Source organism: Mycobacterium europaeum (assembly GCF_002102155.1).
Classification (GTDB): domain Bacteria; phylum Actinomycetota; class Actinomycetes; order Mycobacteriales; family Mycobacteriaceae; genus Mycobacterium; species Mycobacterium europaeum.
This window is the reverse complement of the sequence record NZ_LQOU01000020.1, coordinates 59,483-77,021: the sequence shown is the minus strand read 5'-3', so window position 1 is coordinate 77,021 and position 17,539 is coordinate 59,483. Positions and strand designations below refer to the sequence as shown.

Below are 17,539 nucleotides of genomic sequence, written 5' to 3'. Positions count from 1 at the left end.
TCGGCGCGAGTGTCTCACCGGGAGGTCGGATGTCCTACGAAAGCAGCGCTGAGCCGATCAAGGTCGGTTACCTGATGGACTTCACGCTGCCGCCGGGGTTTCCCGAGAAGATGAAGGCCGACTTCACCCGGTGCTTCGACCTCATCTTCCAAGAAGCCCACGAACAGGGCGTGATCGATCGCACGGTGCAGATGATCTACCGCGAGGTCGAGGGCCTGCCCAAGGGGTCCGTCAAGGCCGTGATCGACGCGTTCGGCGAGCTCGTCGACGAAGGCTGCCTGGTGGTGTTCGGACCGCACATCACCGACAACTGCGTCCCGACCCGCGAGGCGATCGAGGAGCGGTTCAAGGTACCCGCGATCAGCGTCACCGGCACCGACGACTGGTTGGGGGAATGGACATTCGCCTTCCCCCAGGGATCGATGACCGACGAGCCGATCTTCATCGCCGACCTCGTCGCCAAACGCGGGCTCACCGACATCGGCGTCCTCGTCGAGCAGAACCTGATCGGCGAGAGCTACCTGAAGAACCTGCGAACCGCGTGCCGCCGCAACGGCGTTCGCATCGTCGCCGAAGCGGCGATCGCCCAGACCGCGCAAGACATCAACGAGGCCGTCCGGACGCTGCACGACGCCAAGGCGGAGGCGATCGTGCACCTGGGCTTCGGCTTCGGCATCGTGTTCATCAACCCCGCGCTGCAGGCCGCCGACTGGGACCCGCCGCGATTCACCACCACCGCGTTCCAGAACGCCTGGGTGAACCCCATCATGTGGAACGCGTTCATGGGCTGGGTCGGTGTCGACCAGTACGACGAGGAGAACCGGCTCGGCCAGGAGTTCCTGGACCGGTACGCGCACAAGTATGGCGGCAGGCGCCCCGAGTACTGCGTGCCCGTGGTCAACCACGACGTCGCCGCCACGCTGGTCCGCGCGTTCACCGACGCGCACCCGCTGAGCCCGCGCGGGGTCAAAGAGGCGCTGGAGCGGGTGAAGATGATGCCCGCCGCATCGGGCGCCCCCGGCACCCGCGTCTCCTTCGGGAAATGGACTCGTCGCGCGTGGATGGGCGCGGGGTACCTGGTGGCCCGCACGCTGGACGCCGACGGCGTCAACTCCCGCCTGGTCGATCGCTTCGGAGAGTGAGGGCGCCGACGCCATGAGCACTGATCAATCCACACCGTTTGCCGCGCAACGCGACCCGGCGCGGCCGCGCGCGGGCGAGCGACGCGGCTGGGTCGCCGGCGCCGCCCTGGCGGCGTTCGCGCTGTTCTTCATCGCGAACTGCCGCGTGGCCCTGGACCCGCGTGTCGCCAACCCGAACGTGCACGGCCGCCCCCGCCCGGTGAAGTTCATCTTCGGCCTGGACTACATCACCTTCCTGCACATCTCCACCGTCATCATGCTGCTCGTCCTGCTCGTGGTGTTCGTCAGGGGCTGGCGCCGCAACCCGGGCAGCCCGGTGATGCTGATGTTCCTGTGCACCACGCTGATCGTGTGGCAGGACCCGATCATGAATTGGGCCCCGTTCGCGGTGTACAACCCCGACCTCATCCACTGGCCGGAATCCTGGCCGCTGGTGTCGCTGTCGCCGACCGTCGAGCCGTTCGTCGTATTCGGTTACGTCACCTTCTATTTCGGTCCGTACTTCCCGGCGGTCTGGATCCTGCGCAAACTGCAGGCGCGCAACGGGCCCGAGGCTTTCGTGTCGCGGCATCCGCTGATCAGCTTGGGCCTGCTGACCTGTGCGATCGGCTTCGTCTTCGACGCGTGGCTGGAGATCCAGCTCGTGCACATGGGCATGTACATCTACTCCCAGGTGATTCCGTGGGGTTCGGTGTTCACCGGCACGACGTTCCAGTTCCCGCTGATCTGGGAGTCGTTCTCGGTGACCTTCGTGATGGTGCCCGCGGCGATACTGTGCTACCGCGACGACACCGGTAAATCGGTGGCCGAGAAACTGGCCGCCAAGGCCAGGATCTTCCCGACCCGTCCGGTGCTCGGCACCTTCCTGGTGATGTTCGCCATCATCAACGTGTCCTATTTCGCCTACGGGGCGTGGTTCTGGGTCATCAAGGTCAGCCACGCGGCGACCTCGGTGGCCTGCCCGTGGCCCTACCCGGAGGCCAAAGTGTATGACCCGCAGGGCTATTACGAGAAGGCCGGCGCCCAGGGCCCGTACTCGGTCGGCATCTGGTCGACCTGGGCGAGCGGGGAGCCAAACGGGCGGCCCCAGGTGGATCCGCCGCCGCCGGGCAGTGGCCCCTGCGCAACCGCGGGCGCGCATGGCTGAGCCGCGCACCGCCGTCATCACGGGTGCCTCCCGCGGTCTGGGGTTTGCCTCGACCGTGCGCCTGTACCGCGAAGGCTGGCGGGTGGTCGCGGCGATGCGGACCCCCGACCGCGGCCTCCCGTTGCTCCGGGAGGCTACGGGCGCCGAGGAAGGCGACGACCGGCTGATCGGCGTGCAGCTCGACCTGTTGGACCCGGCGTCGATCGCGGCGGCGGCCAAGGCCATCGGGGAAGCCGCCGGCGCACCCGTCGGGCTGGTGCACAACGCCGGGATCTCGGCCGCCGGGATGGTCGAGGAGACCGACATGGCGTTGTGGCAGAGCATGTTTGCCACCAGTGTCCTGGGCCCCGTCGCGTTCACCCAGGCGCTGCTGCCGTCGATGCGGGCGGCGGGACGGGGACGCATCGTCCTGGTGTCGAGCGCGGCGGGGGTGCGCGGGCAGCCGGCCACCGCGCCGTACTCGGCGGCCAAGGGCGCGCTGGAGCGGTGGGGGGAATCGATGGCGTGCGAGATAGCGCCCTTCGGTTTGGGTGTCACCGTGTTGGTCGCCGGCACGTATGACACCGAGATCATCACCGACGCGGGCACCACCGACAATCGCGATTTCGGCGGCCCGTACGCGCGGCTGCACCACACCATGAACAGCCGCGGGCGCTTTGCGATGAAACTGGCCCGGCCACCCGAGCGGTTCACCGACGGTCTGCTCAAGGCGCTGGATGACCACGCGCCGTTCCGCCGCCGCGGTGTAGGACCGGACGCCTCGATGTTGCTGGCCGCCAACAGGATTCTTCCGGCATCCGGCATGCACCACGTGTCGCGGATCGTGCTGGGCATACCGAGGCAGGGTTCGATGCGGGATGGGGCGTGGCCGTTGACAACGGGTCAAAAGGCGATGGTGTTCGTCGCGCGGATTGTGCCGCAGCCGATCCTGCAGCGCCTGGCGGCCCGAAAAGCGAAGTGAGGGAGCATTGATGGAACAGCTTTTCGACGACCTGGACGACTTCGGCGCCTTCGACGACGCCGTCTCCGGCGACGTCCGCGACCCGTACACCGAGCTGGCGCGGTTGCGGCGCGAGGAGCCCGTTCAGCGCCTGGATGTTTCCGGGATGCCGCACGAGGAGTCCAAACCGGTCTTCATCGTCTACCGCTTCGAGGAAGCGCAGCAGATGCTGCGCGACAACGAGACGTTCTCGTCGGCGGCGGTCATCGCGGCGTTCGGCCCCGTGCTGGGGGAGCGCGTGATGCTCGGCATGGACGAGCCGGTGCACGGCCGGTTGCGTTCGCTGGTGTCAAAGGCGTTCTCGCAGAAGGCTTTGGCGCGCTGGGAGGACGAGTTGGTCGGCCGCGTGGGAAACAGTCTGATCGACCGGTTCGCGGCGAACGGCAAGGCCGACCTGGTCAAGGAATTCACCTTCGACTACCCGAGCCGGATCATCGCGGGCCTGCTGGGCCTGCCGGAGGAGGACTATCCCCAGTTCCAACGATGGTCCATCTCGTTGCTCAGCTGGATCCTGAATCCCGAACGCGGCCTTGCCGCCTCGGCGGCGCTGTGCGAGTACTTCGCGCCGATCCTGCGGGCCAGGCGGGCCGAACCCAAGGACGATCTGATCAGCGCGCTGGCCCAGGCCGAGATCGACGGCGAGAAGCTCGACGACGAGGAGATCTACTCGTTCCTGCGCTTGCTGCTGCCCGCCGGGGTGGAGACGACCTACCGGTCGCTGGGCAGCCTGCTGTTGGCGCTGCTGTCGGATCCCGCGCAGCTGGCCGCCATCCGCGCGGACCGGTCGCTGCTGCCGCAGGCCATCGAGGAGGGTGTGCGGTGGGAACCGCCGCTGCTCACCATCACCAGGGTGGCCAGCCGCGACACCGAACTCGCCGGGGTGGCGATCCCGGCCGGCTCGACCGTCATGCCGATGCTGGGTGCGGCCAACCGGCAGGAAGACCGCTACCCCGATCCGGACACGTTCGACATCTTCCGCTCGCCCAGGGCGCACCTGGGCTGGGGGCACGGCGTGCACGTCTGCCTCGGCATGCACCTGGCGCGGCTGGAAATGCGCACCGCCGTCAACCTTTTGCTGGACCGGCTGCCGAACCTGCGGCTGGACCCCGACGCGGACGACCCACACATCCGCGGGCAGGTCTTCCGCTCGCCGACGTCAGTGCCGGTGCTTTTCGACCCCCGATGACCAGCCCCGCAGAGGTTGCAGCTTGCCAATCGGCTAGTTTCCGGTAAGGCTCTCCGTAGCCCCTTCGCGATTCAAAGAGAGTGACAGTTATGACCGAGGCTGTAAAGGTTCGTTTCGAGCCGAAGATGATGATCGACGGCAAGCTCGTCGACGGCCAAGCCGGCACCTTCACCAACATCAACCCGGCGACCGAGGAGCCGCTCGGCGAGGTCGCCGACGCCTCCAGGGAGGACATGCACCGGGCGATCGACGCCGCCCGGCGGGCCTTCGACGAGACCGACTGGTCGACCAACCGCGAGCTGCGCAAGCGCTGCCTGCTGCAGCTGCACGAGGCGATCGAATCGGAGAAGGAAGAGCTGCGCGAGGAGCTCATCCTGGAGGTGGGCTCGCCCCGGGCGATCACGTTCGGCCCCCAGCTGGACGCCCCACTGGAAGACGGGCTGCGCTACCCCGCCAGGCTGATCGACGAATACGCCTGGGAGACCGACCTGGGCGACAAGGTGATCAGCCTGACCGGCACGCTGACCACCCGCAAGGTCTGGCGCGAGCCGGTGGGCGTGGTCGGCGCGATCGTGCCGTGGAACTTCCCGTTCGAGGTCACGCTCAACAAGCTCGGACAGGCGCTGGGCACCGGCAACACCGTCGTGCTGAAGCCGGCGCCCAACACGCCGTTCAACGCGACCCGGCTCGGCCGGCTGATCGCCGAGAAGACCGACATTCCCGCGGGCGTCGTCAACGTCGTCACCGCATCGGATCACTTTGTCGGCGAAGAGCTCACGCTCTCACCCAAGGTCGACCTGATCTCGTTCACCGGCTCGACGGTGGTCGGCCAGCGGATCATGGAGAAGGGCGCCGCGACCATGAAGCGGCTGTTCCTGGAGCTCGGCGGCAAGTCGGCCACCATCGTGCTCGAGGACGCCGATTTCGGGATGGCCTGCGCGATCGGCATCGCGCCGTGCATGCACGCCGGGCAGGGCTGTGCGAACCCCACCCGGATGCTGCTGCCGCGGTCGCGCTACGACGAGGGCGTGGAGATTCTCAAGAGCATCTACGAGAACGTCACGTGCGGCGACCCGCAGGACCCCGGAACGCTGTGCGGCCCGGTGATTTCCGAGGTGCAGCGCAACCGCGTGATGGGCTACATCCGCAAGGGCGTGGAGGAGGGCGCGACGGCGCTGGTCGGCGGCCCCGACGCACCCACCGGTTTCGACAAGGGATTCTTCGTCCGGCCAACGCTTTTCACCGACGTCGACAACTCCATGACGATCGCCCAGGAGGAGATCTTCGGGCCCGTGCTGTGCGTCATCCCGTTCGACGACGAGGAGGACGCGATCCGGATCGCCAACGACAGCAAGTACGGATTGGCGGGCAACGTGATGTCGGGGTCGCTGGAGCGCTCGCTGGCCGTGGCGCGGCGGATCCGGGCCGGCTTCATGGGTGTCAACGGCGGCGCACCGTATGGCGCCGACACACCCTTCGGCGGCTACAAGTACAGCGGCGTGGGACGCCAGAACGGCGTCGCCGGGTTCGACCAGTACACCGAGATCAAGTCGGTGGCCTACCCCGCCGGGTGAGGTAAGGAACGGTGGGGCAAGTCAATACGTTCTGGCATTGCGTGCGGGCCGCCCATTCGTGTTCGCTGCCCTCGCCGACCAGCGGCCCGAGATTGCATGCCCGCTGGACCGCCTGAACGATGCCCGGTCTGACCACCCCGAGTGGTGCGCCTGCTGGGATGTCAGACGGTGGCGACGTGACGGACGCGGCCCGCATCCGGAAATGCCCAACGTCCTGGCAGAGACGGCTTCGGTTCCTAGTGCGAGCCTTCGGGTCAAGTGGTCCAATACACCCATGAATAGTCCACGATTCGGTTTCGCGCTCTCATGGGCACGCTCCCACCGGCCGCCGGTTTCATGGCAGGTCGCACGTAGCGCCTTCGGCGTGCTGACTCTCCTCGGCGGTTTGAGTCTCACCACGCACGTCGGCGCTGCGCCCGCAGGCGCCCTTCCGTTCAGTCCCGAAGAGCAACGAATCGTCGACGAGTTGCCCTTCGGATTCACGGGCAATGCGTGCAAACCGGCCAGCAACGCGCCCCCCGGGTCGGTGGCCAGTCTGGACTGCGACCAAAATGCCGGACTCCGGGCTCCGACGGTCGGGCGCTTCACGCGATTTGCCGACCTGGACTCGATGAACAGTGCTTTCCAGAATGACCTGGCCAGCCGTGGGGCTGACTACGCGCCGGTGCCGTGCCCGGGTGTGGACGGCTCGCCGGGGCAGTGGCACTACACGGCGAGCCCCGGCGAGACCGCTGGCCAGATTTCCTGCGGCACCTTCAAAGGCGCCCCCGATATCGAGTGGACACGGGATCAGGAACTGTTGCTCCTCAACGTCCACGGCGGTCAGGACCTGAATAGCTTGTTCGGGTGGTGGGATGGCTACGCGAACGCCCGCCCCGTGCCCTACACCCATTGAGTCCCGGCCGAGCCTCCTGCACCGGTCCCGCGTGGGGCGGCATGCACCCGCCGCATTCCCGCAGGAGCGACCCCGGCAGGTGACCGTCCAACGCGTTGGTTGACAATCGACGGAAGATCTTCGTCTGAATTCCACGCGTCAAAGGAGACACAAGCATGGCCGAAGCCGTCATCGTCGAGGCAGTTCGCTCACCGCTCGGGAAGCGCAACGGCGGACTGGCCGGGGTGCACCCGGCCGACCTGTCGGCGCAGGTCCTCAACGGGCTGGTCGACAAGGCGGGTATCGACCCGGGAATCGTCGACGACGTCATCTGGGGCTGCGTGATGCAGGCCGGTGAGCAGGCCCTCGACATCGGCCGCACCGCGCTGCTGGCCGCCGGTTGGCCCGAGACCGTGCCCGGCGTGACCGTCGACCGCCAGTGCGGGTCGAGCCAGCAGTCCATCCACTTCGCCGCGGCCGGCGTGGTCGCCGGACATTACGACGTCGTCGTCGCCGGCGGTGTCGAGTCGATGTCACGGACGCCGATGGGATCGTCGCTGGCCAACGGCGGCAACCCGTACCCCCAGGCTTTCAAGGACCGCTACCACCGGACGCCGAACCAGGGCATCGGTGCGGAAATGATCGCCGAGCAGTGGGGCTTCGACCGACTCGCCCTCGATGAGTTCTCGCTCGGATCACACGAAAAGGCCGCCGCGGCACAGGATTCCGGTGCGTTCGACGACCAGATCGTCGGCATCAAAGTGGCCGATGGCCACGAAAAAACAACAGTCCTCAAGGACGAGGGCATCCGCCGCGGCACCCCGATGGAGAAGATGGCGTCGCTGAAGCCGGCGTTCAAGGAAGACGGCGTCATCCACGCCGGAAACTCCTCGCAGATCACCGACGGTTCGGCCGCCCTGCTGTTCATGTCCGCCGAGAAGGCCAAGGAACTCGGCCTCAAGCCGATCGCCAAGGTGCACACCGCGGTACTGGCCGGCGCCGACCCAGTGATCATGCTGACGGCGCCCATCCCGGCGACCCAGAAGGCGCTGAAGAAGTCCGGCCTCTCCATCGGCGACATCGGCGCCTACGAGGTCAACGAGGCGTTCGCGCCCGTTCCGCTGGCGTGGCTGAAGGACATCGGCGCCGACGAGAACAAGCTCAACCCCAACGGCGGTGCCATCGCGCTGGGCCACCCGCTCGGTGGTTCTGGTGCGCGGTTGATGACCACGCTGCTCTACCACATGCGGGACAAGGGAATTCGCTACGGCCTGCAGACCATGTGCGAGGGTGGCGGCCAGGCCAACGCCACCATCGTGGAGCTCCTGTGACGGACGCCCCGGCCGACCAGCCGGCGGTGCTGGTCGAACGCCGCGGCAACGTCATGGTGATCACGATCAACCGGCCCGAGGCCCGCAACGCGGTCAACGGCGCTGTGAGCGTCGGTGTCGGCGACGCGCTCGACGAGGCGCAGCACGACCCCGAGGTGCGGGCCGTGGTGATCACCGGCGCCGGCGACAAGTCGTTCTGCGCCGGCGCCGACCTCAAGGCGATCTCCCGCCGGGAGAACCTGTATCACCCCGACCACGGCGAGTGGGGTTTCGCCGGCTACGTGCACCACTTCATCGACAAGCCCACGATCGCGGCGGTCAACGGCACCGCGTTCGGCGGGGGCACCGAGCTGGCCCTGGCCAGTGACCTGGTGGTGGCCGACGAGCGGGCCCAGTTCGGCCTGCCGGAGGTCAAACGCGGGCTCATCGCGGCCGCCGGCGGCGTCTTCCGGATCGTGCAGCAGCTGCCGCGCAAAGTGGCGATGGAGCTGCTGTTGACCGGCGAGCCGATCACCGCCGCCGACGCCTTCGAATGGGGCGGGATCAACCAGGTCGTCGAGGAGGGCACGGTGCTGGAGGCCGCACTGGCCCTGGCCGCGCGGGTCACCGTCAACGCGCCGCTGTCGGTGCAGGCCAGCAAGCGCATCGCCTACGGGGTCGACGACGGCGTCGTCACCGACGAGGAAGCCGGTTGGGCGCGCACCATGAACGAGGTGCGCGACCTGCTCCGGTCGGAGGACGCCAAGGAGGGGCCGCTGGCGTTCGCCGAGAAGCGCGAGCCGGTCTGGAAGGCGCTTTAGTGGCGATCACGAGCGCGGCCGTGGCGATTGCGAGCGCGGCCGTGGTGATTGCGAGCGCGGCGAAGCCGGGCGAAGCGGGTCGCCACAATCAGCGAAGCCGGGCGAAGCGGGTCGCCACCATCAGGACTAGCCCGCCAGGACGTTCACCCCACGCTGGAACGCGCCGGGCAGCAGCGTGCAGACCGGCACGATGGCGCGGCGGGCCGCCGGCGGGGTGCTGGCCAGCACCAGCCCGCGGGTGAGCAGTCGATAGCTGCGGGTGATCCGTTGCCACGCAGGCTCATACGACTCCGGCGCTTCGTCGACGATCGCGGCGACGGCGGCGGCCGCTTGCTTGACCGCCAGGCTGATGCCCTCGCCGGTCAGCGCGTCCTCGTAGCCGGCCGCATCGCCCACCAGGAGCACCCGCCCCGCGACCCGGCGGGACACCACCTGCCGCAGCGGGCCGCATCCCCGGGCCGGCCCGCGGGCCGCGCCCGCCAATCGCCGGGCCAGCCCGGGGAACCAGGCGAGGTCGGGCCGGCCGCGGGAGAGGATCGCCACGCCGACCAGATCCGGCTCCACCGGCGTCACATACGCCTCGCCCCACCGCGACCAGTGCACCTCGACGAATTCCGACCAGGCCGGAATCCGGTAATGCCAGCGCACGCCGTAGCGCCGCGGTGTTCCGGCCGTCGCCGCGATCCCGACGGACCGCCTGACCTGTGAGTGCAGTCCGTCGGCCGCGACCATCCATTTCGCGCGCACACCGGCGGCCGTCACCCCACGAGCGTCCTGCTGCACGGTGGTCACCCGCGCCCGAAGCCGTTCGGTGTCTTGCTCTTTCGCGCGTGCGGCCAGCGCCGCGTGCAGCGTGGTCCGTCGCACCCCGCGGCCGGGCCCGCGGTGAAACCGCGCCTGCGCCCGGCGGTGTTCGCTGACGTAGGCGATTCCGTGAAAGGGCATGCCGGCCGGGTCGACGCCGAGGGATATCAGCTCGGCGAGGCCGCCGGGCATCAGGCCCTCACCGCACGCCTTGTCGATGAGACCCTCGCGCGGGTCGGCGACGATCACCGAGAGCCCATGCCGGCGGGCGTGCAGTGCGGCGGCCAGACCACCCGGTCCGCCGCCGACGACCAACAGATCGGTGTCGTACTCGCTCACGTGTAGCCCAGAGCCGAGTTCTCCACCCGCAGCCGCACCCTGAGCAACGCCGCGTTGGCCAGCGTGAACAGCGCGGCGGTCAGCCACGCCGTGTGCACCAACGGCAGCGCCAACCCCTCAGCCACCACTGCAACGTAGTTGGGATGGTGCAGCCACCGGTAGGGGCCCTGCCGCACCAGGGGGGCGTTCGGCAGCACGATCACCCGGGTGTTCCACCGCCGGCCCAGTGTGGCGATGCACCACCAGCGCAGGCCCTGGCTGAGCGCCACCACCGCCAGCATCGGCCAGCCCAGCCATCCGATGAACGGCCGGTGCAGCGCCCACGGCTCGACGATGCAGCCGACCAGCAGCGCGGTATGGACGAGCACCATCACCGGGTAATGCGGGCGACCAAATTCCTTGGCGCCCTGGGCAAAAGACCACTGCGCGTTCCGGTTGGACACCACCAGTTCGGCGACGCGTTCGATGCCGACCGCCAGGACCAACAGGTAATACATGTCTCCACTATCTCTTGACGAGGATTCCTTGTACCCACGGTGCCGCCGACACGGGGGTTCAACGCCGCGAGCTGTGGGCACCTCCCGCGTGCGAGCGTAACGACAGGGCGAAATTCCGGGCCGAACGCCGCCGTGGCGTTACGCGCGCGCGGAGAGGCCCCGCGCCCGCGAGGTTTACGCGCATCGTCGCCGGGCTAGTGTCGAAGGTATGCGGATCCTGGTCACAGGCGCCACCGGCTATGTCGGGTCGCGGCTGGTCACGGCGCTGCTGGCGGACCGCCACCACGTCCTGGCCGCCACCCGGAACCCCGCGCGCCTCAGCCGGTTCGGATGGTTCGGCGAGATCACACCGGTGACGCTCGACGCCGCTGATCCCGCCGCCACCCGCGCGGCCTTCGCCGAATGCGGGCCCGTTGACGTGGTGTATTACCTGGTGCACGCCATCGGGCAGCCGGGCTTCCGGGACGCCGACAACGCCGCGGCCGCGAACGTGGCGGCGGCGGCCAGGGACACCGGTGTGCGGCGCATCGTCTACCTGGGCGGATTCGTGCCCGCCGACGAGGTGCTGTCCGAGCACCTGACGAGCAGGGCCGAGGTGGCCGCGGCGCTGACGGTTCCGGGCGGGCCGGAGGTGGTGTGGCTGGGCGCGGCGATGATCATCGGCGCGGGATCGACCTCGTTCGAGATGATGCGCTACGTCGGTGACCGTTTTCCGCTCATCCCGATACCGAGCTGGATGGACAACCCGATCGACCCGATCTCGATCCGCGATGTCCTGCACTACCTGGTCGCCGCCGCCGACCCCGGCCTGGTGCCGGCGGGCGCGTACGACATCTGCGGCCCGGACACGACGTCCTACCGCGAGCTGCTCAAGGCGTATACGCGCATCTCCGGCCGGTGGCACGCCGGGGTGCCGGTGGGCCGGGTCGACACGGCGTTGGCGTCGCTGATCACCGGCGTCGCCCTGCCCGTACCGCCGGGGCTGGCCGGCGATCTCGTCGAATCGCTCGATCATCCGATGGTGGCGTCCAAGCGCGGCCTGCGCGATCGCGTGGCCGACCCGCCCGGTGGGTTGCTCGGCGTGGACCGGGCCATTGCCCTAGCCTTGGCCGATCAGCCGAATCGCCCGTCCCCGGTCAACGCCTTGGCCGATCCCCATCACCTCGCCGACACCGACCCCGCGTGGGCCGGCGGTGACGTGCGGCGCATCCGCCACCTGGCCCGCCGCCTCACCCCGCCCGTCGTGCGGCCGGCTCTGGGGCTGGTGGGCATGGTCCCCGGTCCGCTCGCCGGCGCGCTTCGAACCGGCCTCGACCTCCTGATCGCCCTGACCCCGAAGGTGCATCCCGCATGAGCCAGTCAACCGCCCCGTCCAACACCGGCGTGCTGTCCGAGTGGTGGCGCGCGCTCACCAAAGTCGCTGTGCCCCACCACGAATCGCCCGCCGTCGTGCGACGCCGGCGCGTCATCGTGACGGTCACGCTGGTCATCGGCGCCGCGATGCTCGGGTTCTCGCTGCGGCGCCACCCGGGGGAGTCGAGCTTCTACTGGCTGACCCTGGCGCTGGCGGGGGTGTGGTTCGCCGGCGGGCTCATCTCCGGCCCGCTGCACCTCGGCGGCATCTGCTGGCGCGGCCGCAATCAACGCCCGGTCATCACCGGGACGACCATCGGCCTCCTGCTCGGCGCGGTCTTCGTGGCGGGCGGGCTGATCGCCCGGGAGATCACGCCGGTGGCGGAGTTGATCACCCGGGTGCTGGAATACGCCCACCACGGGTGGTATCCGGTGATCGTGGCGATCACCCTGGTCAACGGCGTCGCCGAGGAAGTGTTCTTTCGCGGCGCCCTCTACAACGCCCTGGGGCGCTATCACCCCGTCCTGATCTCGACCGTCCTCTACACCGGCGCGACGCTGGCCAGCGGCAACCCCATGCTCGGCTTCGCCGCGGTCATCCTGGGGACGGTATGCGCATTCGAGCGCCGGGCGACCGGCGGCGTCCTGGCGCCGATGCTCACCCACCTGGTGTGGGGGCTGATCATGGTCCTCGTGCTGCCCCCGATGTTTGGGGTCTGACGGCGGTTATCGGGCCGGGCCGACGACCTCGCGGGCCAGCGCACGCATCCGGGCGGCGTGAACCGGCCGCGCGAACAACCAGTACACCCGCCCCGGGATGCCCCTCGGCAAAAAGATGGACCGCTGAGAGTAGCGGCTGCCGCGGCCGTCTTGCGGCGTGACCGTGATCTCGAGCCATTCCCGTCCCGGCGCCCGCTTCGTGGAGCGCAGCCGCAACAGTGTCCCCGGGGCACGCTCCTCGAGCTTCCAGCCCGTCCGCGAGGTCACGGCGTCCTCCGCCGCTTTCCAGACCGCGGCGGGTTCGGCGGGGCTGTGGGCGGTGCGCGCATCGGTGTAGACGATTTCCCCCGCCCACTCCGGGTCGCTGGGCAGCGCCTCGGCCGGCTCGGACCGCAACGACGACCACGAGGGTTCCGGGACACCCCGCGCGGCGCGCGCGAGCGCCAGCTCGACGGCCCGGCGGTAGTCGGTCAGACCGCCCGGCGGGGGCGCGATGACGCTGTCGACGTCGTGGTCGCGCATCACCGCGTCGCATTCCAGCGACTCGATCAGGGGGCGCGCCAAGCCCGGCGGGATCGGCGTCACCGTACCGACCCAGAGGCTGGCGATCGTGGGCGTCAGGAACGGCAGCACGATCAGATAGCGCTTGCCCAGCCCCGCGACGTCGGCGTAGACGCGCATCATGTCGCCGTACTCCAAGACGTCGGGTCCGCCGATGTCCCAGGTGCGCGAGGCCGGCACCGCCGCCGTCGCCGCGGCGACCAGGTAGTAGAGCACGTCGCGCACCGCGATCGGCTGAATCTTGTTGTGCACCCACTTCGGGGTGGTCATCACCGGCAACCGGTCGGTGAGGTGGCGGATCATCTCGAACGACGCCGACCCAGAGCCGACGACGACGCCCGCCTGCAGCACCAGCGTCTCGATGCCCGAGGCGATGAGCGCGTCGCCCACCGCCGCCCGCGACTCGAGGTGCGGCGAGAGCTTGCGGCCCTCGGGATGCAGCCCACTCAGATACACGATGCGCCGCACGCCGGTGCGACGGGCCGCGGTGACGACGTTGCGCACCGCGCGCGCCTCCTCGTCGGCGAAATCCTTCGCCGAGCCCATCGAATGCACCAGGTAGTAGACGACGTCGATTCCGTCGAACGCCGCGATCAGGGAATCGAGATCACCGAGGTCGCCGCGCGCCACCTCCGCCTGCTGCCGCCACGGCACGTCCGCCAGCTTCGCCGGGTTGCGGGCCAGGGCGCGCACCGGGTGGCCTTCGTCCAAGAGTCGCGGCACCAGCCGGGCACCGATGTAGCCGGTCGCCCCGGTCACCAGACACCGCACCTGTCCAGCCATGGATTCTCCGTCCGTCGCTTCCAATTATCGGGGCCCGACGCGAGGGAGGATTACCGGCATCGGCCGCCGGTAAGCGCCACGCCGTCAGCGATCGGTGAACTCGGGGGCGCGGCGCTCCTGGAAAGCCTTTGTGCCCTCGACGAAGTCGTGGGATCGCAGCAGGACGCCCTGCCCCTCGTATTCGCGCTGCAACGCCGGATCCAGCTGGGTGAGCGTGGCGGCGTTGATCGCGAGCTTGGTCTTGCCGAACGCGGCGACGGGGCCCGCCGACAGCCTGGCGATCACCTTGTCCACCTCGACCTCGAATTCGTCGGCGGGGTAGACGGCGCTGACCAGCCCCCAGGACAGCGCCTCGGCGGCCGGGAGGCGTTCGGGCAGCAGCGCCATGTGCATCGCCCGGATGCGGCCGACGGCGGCGGCGATCAGCGCCGACGCGCCGCCGTCGGGCATCAAGCCGATCTTGGTGAAGGCGAGCATGAAAAAGGCGCTCTCCGAAGCCAATACGATGTCGCACGCCAGCGCCAGCGAGACGCCCACGCCGGCCGCCGGTCCCTGGACCACGGCGACCACGGGGTGCGGCACGGCGGCGATCGCCCGGATCAGCCGGTTGATCTCGCACACGATCTCGTCCGGCGAGAGCGTGGTCCCGGACACGTCGTCGGCGCTGATCCCCGCGCCGGAGCAGAAGCCGCGGCCCGCACCGCCGAGGCGCACCACCTTCACCTCCGGGTCGGTCGCCGCGCGTTCCATCGCGTCGGCGATCCCGGTAATCACCGGCACGGTCAGCGAATTGAGGCTGTCGGGCCGGTCGATGGTCACCGCCAGCACGCCGTCGGACAGCGTGACGGATAGGCCTGCGACGGGGGTCAGGGTGTCGATCGCGGATTGCGGCATGGGCTCACCCTAAGTGACCGGGCTGCGCGCCCGTTGGGGCCGGCTGCGAAGATGCCAACAACAACGGGCGTCAGAGTAGACGAAAGGTCGGTGGGTCGTGGCTGGACCGCTGAAGGGACTTCGGGTCATCGAGTTGGCCGGCATCGGGCCGGGGCCGCATGCGGCGATGATCCTGGGCGATCTGGGGGCCGACGTGGTGCGCATCGACCGACCGTCCAGCGGTCCCGGCGGTGTCGCCAAGGACGCCATGCTGCGCAACCGGCGCGTCCTGGCCGTCGACCTCAAGTCCGACGAGGGCCGAGCCGTCGTGCTCGAGCTGGTCGCCAGGGCCGACGTGTTGATCGAGGGCTTCCGCCCCGGCGTCACCGAGCGGCTCGGCCTCGGGCCCGAACAGTGCGCCGCGGTCAACGAGCGGCTGATCTACGCCCGGATGACCGGCTGGGGACAGACCGGCCCGCGCAGTCAGCGGGCGGGCCACGACATCAACTACATCTCGCTCAACGGGATCCTGCACGCCATCGGCCGGGCCGGCGAGCGACCGGTGCCGCCGCTGAACCTGGTCGGCGACTTCGGCGGCGGCTCGATGTTCCTGCTGGTCGGGATCCTGTCCGCGCTGTGGGAGCGGCAGGCCTCCGGCAAGGGACAGGTGATCGACGCCGCCATGGTCGACGGCTCCAGCGTGCTGATCCAGATGATGTGGGCCATGCGGGGGCTGGGCATGTGGTCGGACGCGCGCGGCACCAACATGCTCGACGGCGGCGCGCCGTATTACGACACCTACGAGTGCGCCGACGGCCGCTATGTCGCCGTCGGCGCCATCGAGCCGCAGTTCTACGCGGCCATGCTGGCCGGGCTGGGCCTGGACGCCGCCCACCTGCCGGCGCAGAACGACGTCAGCCGCTGGCCCGAGTTGCGCGAGGCGCTGACCGCGGCCTTCGCCGGGCATGACCGCGACCATTGGGCGAAGGTGTTCGCCGATTCCGACGCCTGCGTGACGCCGGTGCTCGCGTTCGGCGAGGTGCACACCGAGCCGCACATCACCGAGCGGAACACCTTCTACGACGTGGACGGCGGTCTGCAGCCGTTGCCCGCCCCGCGGTTCTCGCGCACCACGCCCGACGTGCCCCGCCCGCCGGCGGCGCCGCTGCCCGACGTCGCGGCCGTGTTGAACGACTGGGTATAGTCGCCAACCAACTGGTTGGCTGGACGCAACGTGACTCTCAGGGAAGGACTCGCATGAAGATCAAGGACGCCGTCGCCGTCGTCACCGGGGGCGCCTCGGGCCTGGGCCTGGCCACCACCAAGCGGCTGCTGGACGCCGGCGCGCAGGTGGTGGTGATCGACCTGCGGGGCGAAGAGGCCGTCCAGGAACTCGGCGAGCGCGCCCGCTTCGTGCAGGCCGACGTCACCGACGAGGCCGCCGTCGGCAAGGCGCTCGACATCGCCGAGTCGATGGGCCCGCTGCGCATCAACGTCAACTGCGCGGGCATCGGCAACGCCATCAAGACGCTGTCCAAGGACGGCCCGTTCCCGCTGGACGCGTTCAAGAAGGTGGTCGGGGTCAACCTGATCGGCACGTTCAACGTGCTGCGGCTGGCCGCCGAGCGCATCGCCAGGACCGAGCCCATCGGGGAGGAGCGCGGCGTCATCATCAACACCGCCTCGGTCGCCGCGTTCGAGGGCCAGATCGGCCAGGCCGCCTACTCGGCGTCCAAGGGCGGCGTGGTCGGCATGACGCTGCCGATCGCGCGCGACCTGTCGCGCGAGCTCATCCGCGTGGTGACCATCGCGCCCGGGCTGTTCAAGACCCCGCTGCTGGGTTCGCTGCCCGAGGAGGCGCAGAAGTCGCTGGGCAAGCAGGTGCCGCACCCGGCCCGGCTCGGTGACCCCGACGAGTACGGCGCGCTCGCGGTGCACATCATCGAAAACCCGATGCTCAACGGCGAGGTCATCCGGCTGGACGGCGCCATCCGCATGGCGCCCCGCTGAGTCCCCCGAACACGAAAGCCCCCCGCGCGAAGCGGGGGGCTTTCGTATCGGAGAGAGACCTTATCGACGGAACCATCGACTGACAGCGGGTTCGGCCATCAACAGCCGCGCGAGCATACTCATGTCAGCTCAACTCGCCGCTTGCAGTTCTTCGAACTGCTCGGAGGTCTCGCCTTCCACCAGGACGTCGCCGTGGTAGAGGGCTTCGAAGTCAACCTTGATGACGTCGGCACTTGTGTCGTCGATCCACATGACACTGAGCGTATGGGCCACCATTAAGGAATCCTTGAGTCACGATTCGGAAAATGTTGGCAATTTACCGGCGGGTAGGTTCCGGGCGGTCAACCGTGGCGTTCAGCCCCATGACCTGCTTAATCGCCGGCCAAGTTTCTGGCCGGACTCTTACTGTGTGCCCGGTTTGAAACGCCCCCGTTGAACCCCGGGGTGGGCGCCGCGCGTGCTTGAAGGTGAATCTGTTTGACGCGTGGAAACTAGCGTTTGTTAGGTTGTCGCCGGTACGCCAGCGGCCAGCGCGATCAGCACCG

General features: G+C 69.1%; 17 protein-coding genes. 12 read left to right on the top strand and 5 right to left on the bottom strand.

Annotation, left to right across the window (positions count from 1 at the left end):
• Positions 1–29 precede the first annotated feature (29 nt).
• The 8 genes from AWC03_RS10375 (at position 30) to AWC03_RS10340 (ending at position 9,054) form a co-directional block, all read left to right on the top strand.
• Complete coding sequence (locus AWC03_RS10375; protein WP_085240410.1) at positions 30–1,142, top strand: ABC transporter substrate-binding protein; 1,113 nt, start codon at positions 30–32, stop codon at positions 1,140–1,142.
• A gap of 13 nt (positions 1,143–1,155) precedes the next feature.
• Positions 1,156–2,289, top strand: a complete 1,134-nt coding sequence (locus AWC03_RS10370) for a spirocyclase AveC family protein (protein WP_085240409.1) — start codon at positions 1,156–1,158, stop codon at positions 2,287–2,289.
• A complete protein-coding gene (locus AWC03_RS10365) occupies positions 2,282–3,250 on the top strand; it encodes an SDR family NAD(P)-dependent oxidoreductase (RefSeq protein WP_085240408.1) in 969 nt (322 codons plus the stop codon). Before AWC03_RS10370 ends, AWC03_RS10365 begins: the two co-directional genes overlap by 8 nt.
• A gap of 10 nt (positions 3,251–3,260) precedes the next feature.
• On the top strand, positions 3,261–4,475 hold the full coding sequence (locus tag AWC03_RS10360) for a cytochrome P450 (RefSeq protein ID WP_085240407.1): 1,215 nt from the start codon (positions 3,261–3,263) through the stop codon (positions 4,473–4,475).
• A gap of 89 nt (positions 4,476–4,564) precedes the next feature.
• Complete coding sequence (locus AWC03_RS10355; RefSeq protein WP_085240406.1) at positions 4,565–6,049, top strand: aldehyde dehydrogenase family protein; 1,485 nt, start codon at positions 4,565–4,567, stop codon at positions 6,047–6,049.
• Between the two features lie 364 nt (positions 6,050–6,413).
• Positions 6,414–6,944: a hypothetical protein gene (locus AWC03_RS10350; RefSeq protein WP_085240405.1), complete on the top strand. Its 531-nt coding sequence runs from the start codon at positions 6,414–6,416 to the stop codon at positions 6,942–6,944.
• A gap of 155 nt (positions 6,945–7,099) precedes the next feature.
• Positions 7,100–8,254 (top strand): thiolase family protein, encoded by a 1,155-nt coding sequence (locus AWC03_RS10345; protein ID WP_085240404.1) that lies wholly within the window; start codon positions 7,100–7,102, stop codon positions 8,252–8,254.
• Positions 8,251–9,054: a crotonase/enoyl-CoA hydratase family protein gene (locus tag AWC03_RS10340; RefSeq protein ID WP_085240403.1), complete on the top strand. Its 804-nt coding sequence runs from the start codon at positions 8,251–8,253 to the stop codon at positions 9,052–9,054. Before AWC03_RS10345 ends, AWC03_RS10340 begins: the two co-directional genes overlap by 4 nt.
• 126 nt (positions 9,055–9,180) lie before the next feature.
• On the opposite strand, the gene AWC03_RS10335 is transcribed toward AWC03_RS10340, so the two are convergent.
• Together AWC03_RS10335 and AWC03_RS10330 are read right to left on the bottom strand one after the other, a co-directional pair.
• The gene (locus AWC03_RS10335; protein WP_085240402.1) at positions 9,181–10,197 is read right to left on the bottom strand and encodes an NAD(P)/FAD-dependent oxidoreductase; all 1,017 of its coding nucleotides are present in this window, start codon (positions 10,195–10,197) and stop codon (positions 9,181–9,183) included.
• Positions 10,194–10,694, bottom strand: a complete 501-nt coding sequence (locus AWC03_RS10330) for an isoprenylcysteine carboxyl methyltransferase family protein (protein ID WP_085240401.1) — start codon at positions 10,692–10,694, stop codon at positions 10,194–10,196. Before AWC03_RS10330 ends, AWC03_RS10335 begins: the two co-directional genes overlap by 4 nt.
• Positions 10,695–10,902: 208 nt before the next feature.
• Here AWC03_RS10330 and AWC03_RS10325 point away from each other — a divergent pair, with 208 nt between their 5' ends.
• The gene (locus AWC03_RS10325; protein ID WP_085240400.1) at positions 10,903–12,048 is read left to right on the top strand and encodes an NAD(P)H-binding protein; all 1,146 of its coding nucleotides are present in this window, start codon (positions 10,903–10,905) and stop codon (positions 12,046–12,048) included.
• Positions 12,045–12,767, top strand: coding sequence for a CPBP family intramembrane glutamic endopeptidase (locus tag AWC03_RS10320; RefSeq protein ID WP_085240399.1), 723 nt, complete (start codon positions 12,045–12,047; stop codon positions 12,765–12,767). The genes AWC03_RS10325 and AWC03_RS10320 overlap by 4 nt, the downstream gene beginning before the upstream one ends.
• A gap of 6 nt (positions 12,768–12,773) precedes the next feature.
• On the opposite strand, the gene AWC03_RS10315 is transcribed toward AWC03_RS10320, so the two are convergent.
• Together AWC03_RS10315 and AWC03_RS10310 are read right to left on the bottom strand one after the other, a co-directional pair.
• Positions 12,774–14,111 (bottom strand): DUF2867 domain-containing protein, encoded by a 1,338-nt coding sequence (locus AWC03_RS10315; protein ID WP_085240398.1) that lies wholly within the window; start codon positions 14,109–14,111, stop codon positions 12,774–12,776.
• 84 nt (positions 14,112–14,195) lie between these two features.
• On the bottom strand, positions 14,196–15,005 hold the full coding sequence (locus AWC03_RS10310) for an enoyl-CoA hydratase (RefSeq protein WP_085240397.1): 810 nt from the start codon (positions 15,003–15,005) through the stop codon (positions 14,196–14,198).
• Between the two features lie 97 nt (positions 15,006–15,102).
• On the opposite strand from AWC03_RS10310, the gene AWC03_RS10305 reads away from it, so the two are divergent.
• Together AWC03_RS10305 and AWC03_RS10300 are read left to right on the top strand one after the other, a co-directional pair.
• A complete protein-coding gene (locus tag AWC03_RS10305) occupies positions 15,103–16,188 on the top strand; it encodes a CaiB/BaiF CoA transferase family protein (RefSeq protein ID WP_085240396.1) in 1,086 nt (361 codons plus the stop codon).
• Between the two features lie 53 nt (positions 16,189–16,241).
• Complete coding sequence (locus AWC03_RS10300) at positions 16,242–16,994, top strand: 3-hydroxyacyl-CoA dehydrogenase (protein WP_085240395.1); 753 nt, start codon at positions 16,242–16,244, stop codon at positions 16,992–16,994.
• A gap of 129 nt (positions 16,995–17,123) precedes the next feature.
• Here AWC03_RS10300 and AWC03_RS26860 read toward each other — a convergent pair whose 3' ends face one another.
• Positions 17,124–17,270, bottom strand: a complete 147-nt coding sequence (locus tag AWC03_RS26860; RefSeq protein WP_007169068.1) for a hypothetical protein — start codon at positions 17,268–17,270, stop codon at positions 17,124–17,126.
• Positions 17,271–17,539 lie beyond the last annotated feature (269 nt).

What these genes read in the sequence shown, in the direction of transcription:
- AWC03_RS26860 (WP_007169068.1), bottom strand. Translation starts at nt 17,270, where the DNA reads ATGGTGGCCCATACGCTCAGTGTCATGTGGATCGACGACACAAGTGCC.
- AWC03_RS10345 (WP_085240404.1), top strand. Translation starts at nt 7,100, where the DNA reads ATGGCCGAAGCCGTCATCGTCGAGGCAGTTCGCTCACCGCTCGGGAAG.
- AWC03_RS10365 (WP_085240408.1), top strand. Translation starts at nt 2,282, where the DNA reads ATGGCTGAGCCGCGCACCGCCGTCATCACGGGTGCCTCCCGCGGTCTG.
- AWC03_RS10370 (WP_085240409.1), top strand. Translation starts at nt 1,156, where the DNA reads ATGAGCACTGATCAATCCACACCGTTTGCCGCGCAACGCGACCCGGCG.
- AWC03_RS10320 (WP_085240399.1), top strand. Translation starts at nt 12,045, where the DNA reads ATGAGCCAGTCAACCGCCCCGTCCAACACCGGCGTGCTGTCCGAGTGG.
- AWC03_RS10375 (WP_085240410.1), top strand. Translation starts at nt 30, where the DNA reads ATGTCCTACGAAAGCAGCGCTGAGCCGATCAAGGTCGGTTACCTGATG.
- AWC03_RS10315 (WP_085240398.1), bottom strand. Translation starts at nt 14,111, where the DNA reads ATGGCTGGACAGGTGCGGTGTCTGGTGACCGGGGCGACCGGCTACATC.
- AWC03_RS10310 (WP_085240397.1), bottom strand. Translation starts at nt 15,005, where the DNA reads ATGCCGCAATCCGCGATCGACACCCTGACCCCCGTCGCAGGCCTATCC.
- AWC03_RS10330 (WP_085240401.1), bottom strand. Translation starts at nt 10,694, where the DNA reads ATGTATTACCTGTTGGTCCTGGCGGTCGGCATCGAACGCGTCGCCGAA.
- AWC03_RS10360 (WP_085240407.1), top strand. Translation starts at nt 3,261, where the DNA reads ATGGAACAGCTTTTCGACGACCTGGACGACTTCGGCGCCTTCGACGAC.
- AWC03_RS10355 (WP_085240406.1), top strand. Translation starts at nt 4,565, where the DNA reads ATGACCGAGGCTGTAAAGGTTCGTTTCGAGCCGAAGATGATGATCGAC.
- AWC03_RS10325 (WP_085240400.1), top strand. Translation starts at nt 10,903, where the DNA reads ATGCGGATCCTGGTCACAGGCGCCACCGGCTATGTCGGGTCGCGGCTG.
- AWC03_RS10300 (WP_085240395.1), top strand. Translation starts at nt 16,242, where the DNA reads ATGAAGATCAAGGACGCCGTCGCCGTCGTCACCGGGGGCGCCTCGGGC.